The 14,478-nt window shown below is 70.9% G+C and carries 13 protein-coding genes and 1 pseudogene; 8 read left to right on the forward strand and 6 right to left on the reverse strand.

Features of this window, described 5'->3' with window-relative positions; genetic code table 11:
- Nucleotides 1-71: 71 nt before the first annotated feature.
- Nucleotides 72-2,687 (forward strand): hypothetical protein, encoded by a 2,616-nt coding sequence (locus BJ964_RS21390; RefSeq protein WP_188122319.1) that lies wholly within the window; start codon nucleotides 72-74, stop codon nucleotides 2,685-2,687.
- Between the two features lie 44 nt (nucleotides 2,688-2,731).
- On the opposite strand, the gene BJ964_RS21395 is transcribed toward BJ964_RS21390, so the two are convergent.
- Nucleotides 2,732-3,916, reverse strand: a complete 1,185-nt coding sequence (locus BJ964_RS21395; RefSeq protein WP_188122320.1) for a cytochrome P450 — start codon at nucleotides 3,914-3,916, stop codon at nucleotides 2,732-2,734.
- Nucleotides 3,917-4,059: 143 nt separating this feature from the next.
- On the opposite strand from BJ964_RS21395, the gene BJ964_RS21400 reads away from it, so the two are divergent.
- Nucleotides 4,060-4,989, forward strand: coding sequence for a LysR family transcriptional regulator (locus BJ964_RS21400; protein WP_188122321.1), 930 nt, complete (start codon nucleotides 4,060-4,062; stop codon nucleotides 4,987-4,989).
- Between the two features lie 14 nt (nucleotides 4,990-5,003).
- Here BJ964_RS21400 and BJ964_RS21405 read toward each other — a convergent pair whose 3' ends face one another.
- Both BJ964_RS21405 and BJ964_RS21410 read right to left on the reverse strand, forming a co-directional pair.
- Nucleotides 5,004-6,209 (reverse strand): serine hydrolase domain-containing protein, encoded by a 1,206-nt coding sequence (locus BJ964_RS21405; RefSeq protein WP_188122322.1) that lies wholly within the window; start codon nucleotides 6,207-6,209, stop codon nucleotides 5,004-5,006.
- Nucleotides 6,210-6,320: 111 nt separating this feature from the next.
- Entirely contained in the window at nucleotides 6,321-7,124 is an 804-nt protein-coding gene (locus BJ964_RS21410; RefSeq protein ID WP_188122323.1) for a PaaX family transcriptional regulator, read from the reverse strand.
- A 90-nt stretch (nucleotides 7,125-7,214) separates the two neighbouring features.
- On the opposite strand from BJ964_RS21410, the gene BJ964_RS21415 reads away from it, so the two are divergent.
- The 6 genes and pseudogenes from BJ964_RS21415 to BJ964_RS21435 all read left to right on the forward strand — a co-directional run bounded on the left by BJ964_RS21415 (nucleotide 7,215) and on the right by BJ964_RS21435 (nucleotide 11,766).
- Nucleotides 7,215-8,378 (forward strand): ABC transporter substrate-binding protein, encoded by a 1,164-nt coding sequence (locus BJ964_RS21415; protein ID WP_188122324.1) that lies wholly within the window; start codon nucleotides 7,215-7,217, stop codon nucleotides 8,376-8,378.
- 59 nt (nucleotides 8,379-8,437) lie between these two features.
- Nucleotides 8,438-8,896, forward strand: a pseudogene (locus BJ964_RS49535) (ABC transporter ATP-binding protein); the annotation flags it as partial.
- Nucleotides 8,897-9,013: 117 nt separating this feature from the next.
- Nucleotides 9,014-9,148 carry an ABC transporter ATP-binding protein C-terminal domain-containing protein gene (locus BJ964_RS49540; protein WP_407650850.1) on the forward strand — a complete coding sequence of 45 codons (135 nt, stop codon included), beginning with the start codon at nucleotides 9,014-9,016 and terminating at the stop codon, nucleotides 9,146-9,148.
- Complete coding sequence (locus tag BJ964_RS21425; RefSeq protein WP_188122326.1) at nucleotides 9,145-9,828, forward strand: ABC transporter ATP-binding protein; 684 nt, start codon at nucleotides 9,145-9,147, stop codon at nucleotides 9,826-9,828. The genes BJ964_RS49540 and BJ964_RS21425 overlap by 4 nt, the downstream gene beginning before the upstream one ends.
- Before the next feature lie 73 nt (nucleotides 9,829-9,901).
- Nucleotides 9,902-10,762 carry a branched-chain amino acid ABC transporter permease gene (locus BJ964_RS21430; RefSeq protein ID WP_188122327.1) on the forward strand — a complete coding sequence of 287 codons (861 nt, stop codon included), beginning with the start codon at nucleotides 9,902-9,904 and terminating at the stop codon, nucleotides 10,760-10,762.
- Complete coding sequence (locus tag BJ964_RS21435; RefSeq protein ID WP_188122328.1) at nucleotides 10,759-11,766, forward strand: branched-chain amino acid ABC transporter permease; 1,008 nt, start codon at nucleotides 10,759-10,761, stop codon at nucleotides 11,764-11,766. The genes BJ964_RS21430 and BJ964_RS21435 overlap by 4 nt, the downstream gene beginning before the upstream one ends.
- Nucleotides 11,767-12,065: 299 nt before the next feature.
- Here BJ964_RS21435 and BJ964_RS21440 read toward each other — a convergent pair whose 3' ends face one another.
- Genes BJ964_RS21440 through BJ964_RS21450 form a run of 3 tightly spaced genes read right to left on the reverse strand, consistent with a single transcriptional unit; the run spans nucleotide 12,066 to nucleotide 14,452 of the window.
- Entirely contained in the window at nucleotides 12,066-12,938 is an 873-nt protein-coding gene (locus BJ964_RS21440) for an alpha/beta fold hydrolase (RefSeq protein ID WP_188122329.1), read from the reverse strand.
- A 9-nt stretch (nucleotides 12,939-12,947) separates the two neighbouring features.
- Complete coding sequence (locus BJ964_RS21445) at nucleotides 12,948-13,280, reverse strand: hypothetical protein (RefSeq protein WP_188122330.1); 333 nt, start codon at nucleotides 13,278-13,280, stop codon at nucleotides 12,948-12,950.
- 20 nt (nucleotides 13,281-13,300) lie between these two features.
- Nucleotides 13,301-14,452 (reverse strand): FAD-dependent oxidoreductase, encoded by a 1,152-nt coding sequence (locus BJ964_RS21450; protein ID WP_188122331.1) that lies wholly within the window; start codon nucleotides 14,450-14,452, stop codon nucleotides 13,301-13,303.
- Nucleotides 14,453-14,478 lie beyond the last annotated feature (26 nt).

Here is a 14,478-nt window from a genome sequence, read left to right on the forward strand (position 1 = left end):
AGCGAAAAGATCATCGATGTTAAGCTCCGTCGCCCCCGCGCGCAGAGAGCCGGGGGCGACGGGGAGAAATCATGCGTCACACTTTTCGGGCGTTGCTGTCCGCGGCCGTCGCCGCGCTGAGCGCCACCACCGTCCTGGCCGGACTTCCGGCCACCCCCGCGCAGGCCGCGACCTACGACAGCCTCCCGTTGAGCGCCTGGTCCTACACCGACCGGGCGCAACCGACCACACCGAGCCCGAACCCGGCCGGCGACTTCCTCATCGGTAGCAGCGAGGAGCACACCGGCCGCGCCTACTTCACCTTCGACCTGACCCCGCTCAAAGGACAGGTCCTGCACCGGGTCACCTTCTACACCAGCGAGCGGACGGTGAACGACTGCTCCCGGGTCGCACCCATCGAGGTGTGGCGCACCCGGAAGGTCACCGAGACGACGACCTGGCAGAACCCGCCGAAGGAGTTGGAACTGCTCGCCGAGCGCTCCTACGGCAAGGGCGTCATCTGCCCCGGGGCGTACCTCGGGATCGACATGATCCCCGCGATCCAGGCGGCCTTCGCCCGCGGCGAGAAGAAGCTCACCATCGAGGTGCGCATCAACGCCACCGCCGAGGGCGACACCGGCGTCGGCCGGACGATGACCCAGGCGAAGATGAGCTACGCCGCCAACCACGCGCCCCGGGTCAGCGAGCTGAAGCTGAAGTACCCGGACGCGGGCTGCGGAAAGCCCGAGAAGCACCCGACGGCCGGCAACTGGATGCGGGTCCAGGCCACGGTCACCGACGCCGACCCCAACGACCACCCCCAGATCGTGTACGCGTACTGGCCCGTCAACCGCCCGGACCAGCGCAAGGAATCCTCGTCGCCGAGCCTGGGCCTGAGCGGGGTCGAGGACGGCACCGTCGTCGCCTGGACGGCACAGGGACGGGACTACGACGACGCCGGACCGTGGGGGCGGACCTGCTACTTCACCGTCGACACCGTCGCGCCGGCAACCAGCCCGGTCGTGTCGTCGAAGAAGTACCCCAGCGAGGACTACCCCGGCACCGGAGGCCCGGGCGTGCCCGGCACCTTCGTGTTCGACGCGGCGGGCGATGTCGACACCGTCGGTTTCGACTGGACCCTGATGGACAACAGCCTCCTCCAGAGCGTCACCCCGAACCACCCCGGTGGCCGGGCCAAGGTCACTATCACGCCCGCTACGTGGGGCCCAGGGCGTCTCAAGGTCGCCGCCCGTGACGCGGCCGGCAACCGGGGACCGTGGGTCGAGTACCGGTACCAGGTCCGCAACACCGCCCCGTTCGCCGAGATCGAGATGAACGGCGTCGGCCTGACCAGCCACATCACGCTCACCTCCCAGGCCGCCGACGTCACCGCTTTCGGGTACACCGTGGACGGCGGCCCGGAGACCCGGGTGCCCGCGGTCGACCGCCAGGGCAAGGGTGACCTGGTGTTCACCAGCACCGGCTACAAGACCGTGCTGTCGCGCGCCTACGCGGGCAACCGGATGATCGGCTCGAACAGCGTCCAGCTGTACGTCACCGACGCCCCGAAGGTCACCTCCGCCGAGTTCGACTGGCCGAGCGACCCCGTCGAGGGCGTTGCCGGATCGTTCACCTTCACCCCGCGCACCACCGGCGTCGTGTCGTACCTGTACGACTTCGGCGACGGCGTGCAGCACAGCATCGACGCCGGCCCGGACGGCACGGCCGTGCCCGCGTGGACGCCTCCGAAGAGTGGCTACATCACCATCACCGTGTACTCGGTGGACGGATCGGGCAACCGGTCGCTGCCTGCCCGGAAGTCGTTCTCCGTCATCAGCGCGCGGCCCACGGTGAACGTGAACGCCATCGGCGCCCACGTCGGTGACCCGATCAGCGTGATGGTCTGGTCCTACCGGCCGAACGCGGTCGGCATCGTGTACAGCTTCGACGGCGGGCCACAGCAGACGATCGACGGCTCGCAGGCGTACTTCGACGTGGTGGCGACCCACCCCGGGGACAGTGTCCTCACGGTGTGGGCGAAGCTGGACGACGGCACCCTGTCGCCGCCGGCCGAGGAGATCATCCACCTCGATGACGCTCCGAAGGTCACCGCGCAGGGACCGTTCGGTGCGGAAGCCGTGTTCGGGCGGCCGGTGTCGTTCACCTTCACGGCGATCCAGGCGGGCGCGACCACCTTCCGGTACACCGTGGGAAGCGTCTATGACGGTGCCGAGCACCTCCAGCGGACCGTCCCGGTCGGCCCGGACGGTACCGCGACCATCAGCTACGACGTGCCCGACGGCTGGGGCGACGGCACGGTCGACGTGGCCAGCCTGGCCGCCGACGGCACGGTCTCGGACACCGGCGCCTTCTCGGTGCCGGCGCGCAACCCGAACGTGGAGGTCTTCAACCCGTGGCCGGCCGACCTGCCGCCGGGCGACGCGATGGGCGGCCCCGGTATTCCCGGCCAGTTCGGCTTCTTCGCATGGGACCTCAACGAGGTGACCACGAAGTTCCTGTGGTCGGTCGACGACGGCCCGGTCCAGGAGGTGCTGTACGACCCGTGGTCGTGGGAGACCGTGGCGTCGTACACCCCCGATCGCGCCGGTGACCACACGCTGCACGTGCAGCGCGAGTTCACCGACGGTTCCCGGTCGCCGCTGGTCGCCGTGCCGTTCCGGGTCGGGAACGAGGTGGCCCCCGCGTGATCGGCCCGGCGGCGGCCCGGTCCCCGGGGACCGGGCCGCCGCCGTCAGGCGACCGCGAACCGTAGCGGCAACCGGTCCGGCCCGTGCGTGCCGATCGGGGGCCGCCAGCTCACCTCACCGGCGACGATCGGTGGCCCGAAACGGCGGGTCAGGACCGGGAGGGCCTCCCGCAACTGGGCGTGGGCGAGCGCGTACCCCAGGCAGTAGTGCGGACCGGCGCCGAACTGGAGCAGCGGCGCCTCGCGGACGGCCGTGATGTCGAAGGACCGTCCGCCGGGATAGGCGCGTGGGTCCCGCTGGGCGGTCGGTACGGCGATGGTCATGAAGGTCCCCGTGGTGACGGGCAGCCCGTGGAAGGTGAAGTCCTCGGTCGCGCGGCGGAACACGCTCGCCGCCGACGGCCGCCAGCGCATCGTCTCGATGACGGCGCGGTCGGCCAGTTCGGGCCGGTCGCGCAGCAGCGTCCACTGGCCGGGGTGGTCGGTGAAGCAGACCATCGCGTTGGAGAACTGGTGGCTCGTGTTGTCGTGGGCGCCGAAGATCAGGGTGACCAGCAGGTTGCGCAGTTCTTCCCGGGTGACCGTCGCGTCGACCTGCCAGGCGGTGACCATTCGGGAGATGAGGTCGTCGGCCGGCTGCTTCGACCTCTCGTCGATCAGCGTGTCGATGTAGCCGCTCAGCCCCACGACGGCCCGTTCGACGCGCGCCGCCGTGTCCCCGCCGGCGGCCAGGGCGAAGATCAGGCCGATGTCGGCGGACCAGGTGCTGAAGACGTCGTGGTCGGCGGCGGGCACACCGAGCAGTTCGCTCATCACCGCCAGCGGCAGCCGATCGGCGAACGCGCCGGCGAATTCGGTCTCCCCGGCCTCGGCGATCTCGTCGGCCAGCGCCTCGGCCGTCGCCCGGATGAACGGCCGCAGCCCGTCGACGGTGCGGGGTGTGAAGGCCCGGCCGACCAGGCCGCGCAATCTGCGGTGGTCGGCGCCGTCGTGGTTGACGACCATCGGCACCCACCAGTCGTAGATCGGCCCGGAGGTGATGCCGTCGCGCCGCAGGAAGCCGTCCCCGCCGTGGTCGAGGCGCCGGTCCCGGAGTATCTCCTGCGCCTCCGCGTGACGCAGCACGATCGGCCCGAGTGGACTGTCGGCATACCAGCCGGCGTCCTGCGCGGCCAGCACCTCCGGTGCGGCGAAGTCGAACCCCGGATCGACGACATTGAGGAACGGCATGCGAGACCCCTTCGCCGGGCAGACAGATGTCACCGAGTGTGCCCTGTCGATTACCAAGAGCGGAATGGTCGAGTCGTTGGACCGGCTTCGGCATACTCGTACCCCGTGACCGGCCGCTGTTCGCGGCCGGGCGGTGATGACTGGTGGGGGCACGGGTGGAGATTCGCGACATCGAGATCTTCCTGACCCTTGCCGAGGAGTTGCATTTCGGGCGGACCGCGCAGCGGCTACACGTGTCGCAGGCGCGGGTCAGTCAGGCGATCAAGGCGCAAGAGCGGCGGATCGGGGCGGTGCTGTTCGAGCGTACGAGCCGGGTGGTGACGCTGACGCCGGTCGGGGAGCGGCTGCGTGACGACCTGCGGGCCGGCTACGACGCGATCCAGCGGGGGATCGCGGTCGCCGCGGAGTCGGCCCGTGGGGTCAGCGGCACGGTGCGGTTCGGGGTCATGGGCGCCCTCGCGTACGAGATCCGGGATCTGATCGACCGGTTCCGCAGCGACCACCCCGGGTGTGAGGTGGCGCTTCGGGAGATCCAGTTCGCGGACCCGTTCACCCCGTTACGGGCCCGCGAGGTGGACCTGGCGCTGGTGTGGCGGCCGGTACGCGAGCCCGACCTCGTCGAGGGCCCGATCGTGTACACCGAGGGCCTGCTGCTGGCGGTCGCCGAGGGGCATGAGCTCGCGGGCCGGGAGTCGGTGACGCTGGAGGACTTCGGCGGCCGGCTCTTTCTCGATCCGGGCGATCGTGCGCCGGGCTACTGGATGGAATCGGTGCTGCCCACCCGTACGCCGCGCGGCACCCCCATTCCGCGCGGCCCCGTGGTCTCCACCTTTCACGAGCTGATGCATGAGGTCGCCGCCGGCCGCGCCATCGCCCCGGTGCACACCCACTACCTGCACTATTACGCCCACCCGGGCATCGTCCTGCTGCCGGTGACCGACGCGCCGGCCGCGGAGTGGGTGCTGGTGTGGCGCGACGGAGACATCAACCCGGCCATCCGCCGGTTCGCCGACGAGGCCGCCCGCCGCGGCCCACGCGCTTTCGGGCCGATCGATCACCCGAAAGGCTCGTAGGTAGGCGACGGCTGTCAGGCGTCGATGGCCTGGTAGATGGTGGTCCAGAAATCGTGGAAGGCGTGGGCCGACGACGGGTTCGAGGCGCCCACCTGGGTGAGCAGCACGCCGACCAGGCCGTGCTGCGGGTCGGCGTAGGTGGAGGTGCCCGAACCGCCGTCCCAGCCGAACTGGCCGACCGGGGCGTAGTCGCCGCGGTAGGTGCGGACCGCCATGCCGAAGCCCCAGCCGCCGTGCTGGCCCTGTCCGAAGGAGATGTGCACGTTGTCGCGGGCCATCGCGGTACGGGCGGCGTTCTGTTCGGCCGTGAGCCGCGGGGTGGTCATCAGTTCGACCGCCGGGCGGGACAGGATGCCGTCGCCGCCGTTGAGCAGCATCCGGAAGTAGGCGAGGTAGTCGTCGGCGGTCGACACCAGGCCACCGCCGCCGCCGGTGAAGGTCGGCGGGGACGACCAGCGGCCTCCCTTCGACTCGTCCCAGACCAGGAATTCGCCGGTCTGCGGGTCGGGGGCGTAGAGGGTGGGCAGCCGGTCGATGTCCTCGGCGGGCACGTGGAAGCCGGTGTCGGTCATGCCGAGCGGGCCGAAGACCCGATCCCGCAGGAACGACTCGAACGACTGGCCGGTGACCCGGGCGACGAGGACCCCGAGCAGGTCGCTGGCGATGTGGTACTGCCAGCGCTCGCCGGGCTGGTGCATCAGCGGCAGTTCACCGAGGCGGCGCATCCACTCGTCGGGGCCGGGCATCGGCGTCGGCAGGTTCGGGGTGAGGCCCTGCTCGAAGATCGCGTTCATGATCGGGGTGCCGAGCGTGGTCATGTCCATGCCGAGGCCGAAGGTGGAGGTCAGCACGTCGCGTACGGTGATCGGCCGCCGCGCCGGCACGGTGTCGTCCAGCGGGGCGTCGATGCGGCTCAGCACCCGCCGGCCGGCGAGCTCGGGCAGCCACGGGTCCACCGGGTCGTCGAGTCGCAGCCGGCACTCGTCCAGCAGGATCATCCCGGCCGCCACGGTGACCGGCTTGGAGGTGGACGCCATCCGGAAGACGGTGTCCCGCTGGATCGCCGCGCCACCGTCGTGACGCAGGGTGCCGAGCGCCTCCACGTGGGTCTCGTCGCCCCGGCTGACCAGTGCGACGAGCCCGGGGATCCGGCCGGAGTCGACATGCCGTGCGAGCACGTCACGCCACCGTTGTAGTCCGGCCGGGGAAAATTGCGCCATCGGAAGTCTCCCTCGTGGATGTGTCCTAAGTGTTCTCAGGATCCGCGAGCGTGCTGGTGGAGATCAATAGCGGACATCGCAACGACCCATAACACCGCCGTTATCGCCCGCTCAGTCCCGTACCGCCGAAGGGGTGAGATCGAGCAGGCCGGCGGCCAGGGCGCGCGCCGGGGAGAGGGAGGCGGCGTCGAGGTCGCGGAAGAGCTTCTGGGCGCGGACGGCGGGCCAGCCGACCGGCAGGTGCTCGACCGGCAGGCGGGGGTCGCGGCGGATCGCGCCGAGCCATTCGGCGATCAGGCTGAGCCGCGCGGCCAGCGGGTCGGAGTACGGCGCGGGACCCTCCCACCGGTCCAGGAACTCCTGGTAGCGGGCGGCCAGCCCGGCCAGGTCGTACGCGTCGCTGACCATCTGTCCGATGTCGGTCAGGTCCGCCGCCCGGGCGTGGAAGACGCGTGCGTGGGCGGACAGTCCCAGACCGTCCACGATGTCCTGCGCCGGGACGACTCCGGGCGCGATCCACAGCCCGCCCTGCAACGGCCCGAACCCGGACCACGCGAGCTGTGAGCGCAGGTCGTGGCGTTGCCGCTGCCAGGATTCGGGCAGTGAGAAGCAGAGCAGCGTCCACGTTCCGTCCCAGCGGTCGTTGACGGCGCCGGTCTCCCAGATGCGGGCGCGGCCGTCGCGCAGGATCTCGGCGGCGCGCGGGGTGAGACCGAAATACATCTTGCGGCCGTCGCGCTGCCGGCGCAGCAGACCGCGGTTGACCATGCGGGTGAGTGTGGACCGGGTGGCGTGCGAGGAGATGCCGAGCCGGTCCAGCACGTCGATCACGCTGCCGGAGAAGACGCATACGTCCCGGTCCAGCACGAAATCGCCGAGCAGCATGAGCATCAGCGTCTGTGGATTCGACGGCATGGGCTAGATGTTAGGCACATTCTTGACGGCCGTGTAGAGAAAGCCTAACTTCGATGTCCTGTAACGCACCGGTAACCCCTGGAGGTCATCGTGCGCAGAATCGGACCCCTCCTCCTGACACTCACCCTCGCCACCGCCGCCTGCGGCGGCGGAACCGGCGACGAGAGCAACGACGCGATCAAGGTCGGTCAGATCGTCTCGCTGACCGGCAACTACTCCCCGCTCGGCAGCGAGAACCAGAAATCCGTGGCCCTCGCGGTCGAGAAGATCAACGCGGCCGGCGGCATCGGCGGCCGGAAGATCGAACTCACCGTCCGTGACGACAAGAGCCTGCCCGACCAGGCCGTCCTCGCCTTCAACGAACTCAAGGACGGCTCCGACGCGATCATCGGCTCGCCGTTCAGCAACTCGGCGCTGGCCACCATCCCGCTCGTCGACCGCGAAGAGATCCCCTACATCTCGCTCACCCCGGCGGACGAGCAGGTCAACCCGGTTCACCCGTACGTCTTCGTCGTCCCCGCCCTGTCCGGCACCTACGCCGAAGCCGCCCTGGAGTACTTCCAGGAGAAGAAACTCACCAGGATCGCCGTCGCCTACGACACCAAGAGCAGCTATGCGGTCGCCGGATTCAAAGGCCTTCAATCAAAGGCCTCCCGGTACGGCGTGACGCTCGGCCCGATCGAGGAGTTCCAGACCACCGCCACCGAGTTCGGCGCCATCTTCACCCACGTGCGGTCGTCCGACGCCCAGGCCCTGATGCTGTGGGCCACCGGCGCGCCGGCCGTCGCCATCACCAAGCAGTACGCCGCCTCCGGCCTCACCATCCCCCTCGTCCTGACCGGCTCGCAGGCCAGCAAACTCTTCCTGGAACCGGCCGGCCCGGCCGCCGAGGGCGCCACCATCGCCAGCAGTGTCGGCGTCGTCGGCGAACACCTCCCGGCCGGCGAACTGAAAACCGCCGTCGACGAGCTGACCAGCGCGTTCACCACCAAGTACGGCTACCCGCCGCCGCAGTTCGCCCAGGACGGCTACAGCGGCGTCAAACTGCTCGCGGCCGCCATCGAGAAGGCCGGCGGCACCGACCCGAAGAAGGTCCGCGACGCTCTCGAAGGCCTCACCCTCACCACCCCCAACGGCACCTACCACTACTCGGCCACCGACCACTCCGGCCTGACCACCGAGTTCATCTCGATCAACACGATCGAGGGCGGCAAGTTCGTCCCCACCGACTTCTCCAAGGGACGATTCCAGTGAGACTGACCGTCGACGGGGTCTCCCGCGCGTTCGGCGGCGTCTACGCCGTCCGCGACGTGAGCCTCACGGTCGAACCGGGCGAGCTGCGCGCCGTCATCGGACCGAACGGCGCCGGAAAATCGACGCTGTTCGCCCTGATCGGCGGCCAGCTCGCCCCCGACACCGGCAGCGTGGCGCTCGACGGCGAACCCGTCGAGCGCCTCCCCGCCCACCGCCGCGCCACCCGCGGCGTCGGCATCGTCTTCCAGGCCGCCCGCACCTTCCACGGCATGACCGCCCTCGAGAACGTCATGGTCGGCGCACACGCCACCACCCGCTCCGGCTTCCTCGCCGCAGCCCTGCGCCTGCCCGGCCACCACCGCGAGGAACGCCACATCCGGGACCGCGCGCTCGCCTGCCTCGACCGCACCGGCCTCAGCGCCTGGGCACACCGCCCCGCCGAGGAACTCCCGCTCGGCCAGCAGCGCGCCCTGCAACTCGCCCGCGCCCTCTGCGGCGAGCCCCGCCTGCTGCTGCTCGACGAACCCGCCTCCGGACTGCGCGCCGCCGAACGCGAACACCTCGCCACCCTCATCGCCGGCCTGCGCGCCGAAGGCCTCACCATCCTCCTGGTCGAACACGACGTCGCCTTCGTGATGCGCCTCGCCGACCGGATCACCGTCCTCGACCTCGGCCGGGTCATCGCCGAAGGCGCCCCCGCCGAGATCCGCGCCGACGCCGGCGTCATCGCCGCCTACCTGGGCCCCACCGCGGAAGGTGTCCACCCGTGACCGCCGTCGTCGAGACCCGTGCCCTGACCGTCCGGTACTCCGGCGCCACCGCCCTCGACGGCGTCGACCTGACCGTCCACGAACACGAGATGGTCGCCCTCATCGGCGCCAACGGGGCCGGCAAGTCCACCCTGGTCAAAGCCCTCTCCGGGCTGCTCCGGCCGGACTCCGGCACGATCACCGTCAACGGCCGCCTCGCCCAGGTCCCCGAGGGCCGCGAGATGTTCGGCGACCTCACCGTCGACGACAACCTGCGCCTCGGCGGCTGGCGCAACGGTCGCGGCGGGCGCGACACCACCGGCGTCTACGAACTGCTGCCCGAACTGGCCGGCATCCGCACCCGCAGGGCCGGGGCGCTCTCCGGCGGACAGCAGCAGATGGTCGCCATCGGCCGCGCCCTGATGGCCCGCCCCGACATCCTCGTCATCGACGAACTCAGCCTCGGCCTCGCCCCACTGATCATCACCACCCTCGTCGGCCATCTGCGCGCCCTCAACACCGAGCGTGGCCTCGCCGTCCTGCTCATCGAACAGAACGCCCGCCTCGCCCTCGGCCTGTGCGACCGCGCGTACGTCCTGGAAGCCGGCCGGATCGCCCTGCACGGCCGCGCCGCCGACCTGGCCCGCGACCCCCGCGTCGCCGCCGCCTACCTGGGCGGCCACATCGAGGTGAGTTCATGAGCGAGCTTGCGAGCGAATCATCAGGCTCAGTCTTGAACTCATGGCGACGCCGGAGCGAAGCGGAGGTGGCGCCATGAGCGATCTCATCGGATACCTGGTCACCGGGCTCGGCATCGGGGCCGGGTTCGCGCTGGTCGCCAGCGGGCTCGTGGCGATCTACCGGGTCACCCGGGTGGTCAACTTCGCCCAGGGCGCGTTCGCCGTGCTCGCCGCCATGCTGGCCGCCTCCCTGCTCGGCGCCGGCGTCCCGCACGGCCTCGCCGAACTCGGCGGCGTCACGCTCGGCGCACTCACCGGCCTCATCGTCGGCGCCGTCGCCATCGGGCGCCCCGGCACCAGCCCCGGAACCTCGCTCATCGTCACCCTCGGACTGGGCGTGCTGGCGTACGCCGTCGAGATCCTGATCTGGGGAGACCAGCCACGCTCCTACCCGGGCGTGCCCGGCGTGGCCGACCTGGCCGGCGCCCGGCTCCAGGCCCACTACCTGCTGATCATCGCGGTCACCGTGCCGGTCTTCGCCCTGATGGCGTGGTTCTTCACCCGCACCGACCTGGGCCGGGCGCTGTCCGCCTGCGCCTCCAACCGCTACGCCGCCCAGGTCGTCGGCATCGACGTACGCCGGATGGGCCTGCTCGCCTTCACCATCGGCGGCGCCCTCGGCGGCCTCGCCGGAGTCCTCACCACACCGGTGCAGCAGGTCACGTTCGACAGTGACGTCGCCCTGATCGTCAACGGCTTCGCCGCCGCCGTCCTCGGCGGCCTCACCCGGCCGGTGATCGCCCTCGCCGGCGGGCTCCTGCTCGGCGTGGCACAGACCCTGGCCGCCGGCTACGGCGGCGGCGCCTACCAGGTGGAGGTGGCCCTCGTGCTGATGCTCACCGTCATGATCGTCCAGGCGGCCCGCACCGGGCCGGTCGTGGAGACCGCCCGATGAAACGCTGGATCCCGGCCGGGCTGCTGCTCGCGGTGCTCACCCTGCTGCCGCCGCTCCTTCCGGAACGGCATCTCGCGACGTTCGTGCTGCTCGCCCTCGCCGCGACGGTCACCGTCGGCGTCTCCCTCCTGATGGGGTACGCGGGACAGGTCTCGCTGGGACAGGCCTCCTTCTACGCGATCGGGGCGTACGCGGCCGGCCTGCTCGCCGTCCACGGTGTCCCGCCCCTGCTCGGCCTGCTCGCCGCCCCGGTGATCGCGGCGGTCGCGGCCACCCTGCTCGGGGCGCCACTGCTCCGGCTACGCGGCCACCACCTGGCCTTCGCCACCCTGGCGGTACAGCTCATCCTGCTGTCACTGCTCGCCCAGGCCGACTGGGCGGGCGGCGCGATCGGCCTCCAGGGCATCCCACGGTTCTCGATCGGCGGTTTCGAACTGCGTGAAGACCTCGGATACGCGTACGCCGCAGGCTTTGTCCTGATGATCGCCGTGCTGATCGCGCGCAACGTGATCGAGTCCCGCGCGGGCCGCGGCATGCGCGCCGCCGCCACGAGCGAGACAGCCGCCGCGGCCAGCGGTGTGGCGATCGGCCGCTACCGGCTGGCCGTGTTCGCCCTGTCCGCCGCCTTCGCCGGCCTGGCCGGTGGCGTCTACGCCTTCTACCTGGGATATCTGGCGCCCGGCTCGTTCCCGGTGCTGCTCTCCATCGAGTTCGTGGTGATGGCGGTGGTCGGCGGGTTGGGCACGATCGCCGGCCCACTGGTCGGCGCCACCGTTGTCGTCCTGCTGGTGCAGGTGCTCAACACCCTGGGTACCCAGCCGGGCATGCCCGGCTACGCCCCGGCCGTCCTCTCCTACGCCGTCTACGCCGTCGTCCTGATCATCTGCGTCCTCTACCTACCCCGAGGCCTGGTCCCGGCCATCCGAACCGCCAGCACCCGCCTGACCGGCACCCGCAGACCGCCGACCCACCCGGCCGCCCTTCCACCACTCACCCAGCCGTGACCATCACTTTCCGGCGGCTGTCCAGCCACGGCCGGACTCAGCCGAATCCGCGATCCCTCGCCAGCAGGACGCGTTGCCCGGAGAGATCTTGGCCGATTTGCCACCGTTGCGGGTGGCAAGTCGTTCAAGATCGCACAACACGACATTCGGGCGCAGTCGCACGACGGCGACGACGAGGCCCTGGCGAAGGAGCGCGCGCTGACCGAAGCGTGCCACCTCGCTGAGGAGAAGCAGGGTCCCGAGCCGACGTGAACGAGGTCGCCACGCTCAACGGTGACGACCTCCAGCAGGTTTCTTGATCAGGAACGGTCGAGGGTTCCGCGGAGAGTGGCGGCGAATGAGTCCGGGTCGCCGTGCTGGCCGAATTCGCCGCCCAGGAAGCCGGCGTGGTTACCCGGGAAGACGGTCGGTTCGAGGTCGAGGCGGCCGGCGACCGCGAGGCCGGCCCGATGGGCCAGTTCGTCGGTGGACTCGGCGCCCACCCCGACCACGATGCGGGTCGAAGCGGCGCGCAGGGCGTCGAAGTCCGGCTCGTAGAGGCAGCAGGTCACCAGGTTCTGGCCGAGCAGCACGTCGTCGCGGGAGCCGTCGTCGTCGGCGGGCAGGCCGAAGGTGGCCGGGGCGGGGCCGGGACGCGAGACGAAGTCGGCCGGGACCGGGCCCTTCAACGAGACGATCTCGATGAACTTGACCATCGCCGGGCCCAGGCCGGACTTCTGGTACAGCTCGCGGATCCCGTTGACCGCGGCCACCGCGGTCTCGTGGTCGTCCAGCAGCCGCGTGGTCGGCGGCTCGTGGGCGGCCAGCACCCGGACCAGGCCGGGATAGGCGGCCACCAGGGCCAGCGCGTTGACCGCGCCGCCGCTGCTGGCGAACAGGTCGACCGGGCCGCCGCCGACCGCCTCGATCACCCGGCGTACGTCGTCGGCGTGCTGCTCCGGCGTCGACTCCGGCGCCGGATCGGTGCGAACGCTGCGGCCGGTGCCGCGCGGGTCGTAGGTGATGACTGTCCGGTCGGTGAAGTGGCCGGCCAGGGTGACGAAGCCGCTCGCGTCCATCGGCGAGCCGATCAGCAGGAGCGGGGGAGCGGTGGCCGGCGTGGCCGGCTCACGGACGTCGTAGCGCAGAACCGCGCCGGGAACCTCGAGGGTGTGCGTCACGGGTTCGGTCATAGCCCGACACTATCCGCCGTAACCGGGCGACCACGGCTCCGCCGCGATCTGCTCGGCATGTCCGTCGGCCAGGCGCCGCAACAGCGTGAACGACTCCGCTCGGGTCACCCCCGTACGGTGGAACGGCCCCCGGCCCTGCTCGTCGTTCTCCAACACGACCAGATGGCTGTCACCGGCGAAGACCCCGAGTGACCAGCCGGAGGAGCCGTCCGACAGCCACACGTCGCCGTGCTCCACATCGTCCTCGTCCAGTTCGGCGAGCAGTTCGGTGAGCGCCTCGTCGGGCACCCGGTCGTCGTAGCCGGTGCCCGTCCCGTACCGCCAATTGATCGTGAAACCCACGCCGACGATTATCGCCACCGTCAGCCGCCGCTGGGAAACATCGCCGGCTCCTGCCCGGGCGTCAGCGCGGTGGGGCCGAAGAGCCAGTCGATGTACGTGTAGTCGTACACGTCCCGGTCGCGCAGTGTCCGGTTGCGCCACACACGCTTCTCGCCGTCGTGGTGCCAGAACCCACCCCACGCCCGGGCGGTGGTGAGGACGCGGCGGCAGTGCTCGGGGCGTACGGCGTCGTAGGCGGCCAGCGCGGCATCCCAGTCCCCGGCATAGCTGGACGCCAGCACCCAGGCGTCCTCGATCGCCATCACCGCGCCCTGTGCCAGGTACTGCAACGGCGGGTGGGCGGCGTCCCCGGTCAGGGCGATCCGCCCCTGAACCCAGTTCATCAACGGCTCGCGGTCGTACATCCGCCACCACCGGTCCCGCCACATCAGTGGCAGACCGGCCCGCACCCGCGCGCACGTGCCGTCGAAAGCGGCGTCCAGCCCGTCCGGCGCCCCGGGCGACCGGAAGACGGCGACCTGGTTGAACATGTCGCCGCCGCGCAGCGGGTACTGCACCAGGTGGCAGGCCGGGCCGACGTACACCACGACGTCCTTGAGGTGCACGTCGAGTTCGGCCACCTTCTCGATCGGCACGGCGCCCCGGTACGCCACGTACGCCGAATCGACCGGCTCGTCGTCGCTGAACAGTCTCCGGGCGGTCGAGTGCAGCCCGTCGGCGGCGATCACCACCCGGCCGAAGTGCCCGGCCGCGACCGCGCCGCCCGGCACCTGCCCGAACGAGTCCACCCGTACGTCGGTGAGCAGCTCCACCCCGGCCCGCTCGCAGGCCCGCAGCAGGGTGCCGTGCAGGTCACTGCGGTGGATCACCAGGTACGGGAACCCGTACCGGCGTTCCACATCGTGCAGATCGAGCCGGGTCAGCACGGCCGCGTCGACGGCGTCCTTCATGACGATGTTCTCCGGCAGCACGCCGAGCGACTTCACCTCGTCGAGCAGCCCCCACTCGTGCAGGATGCGGGTGCAGTTCGGGGCGATCTGCATGCCCGCCCCGACCTCGCCGAACCTCGGCGCCTGCTCCAGCACCCGGACCCGCAGCCCGCTACGGCTCAGCGCCAGGGCGGTGGCCAGCCCACCGATGCCCCCGCCCACCACGACCACATCGGCAGTCATCTCCGCCGCCAATCCTCGTCACATCG

The sequence above is a fragment of the Actinoplanes lobatus genome, assembly GCF_014205215.1.
GTDB classification, from domain to species: domain Bacteria; phylum Actinomycetota; class Actinomycetes; order Mycobacteriales; family Micromonosporaceae; genus Actinoplanes; species Actinoplanes lobatus.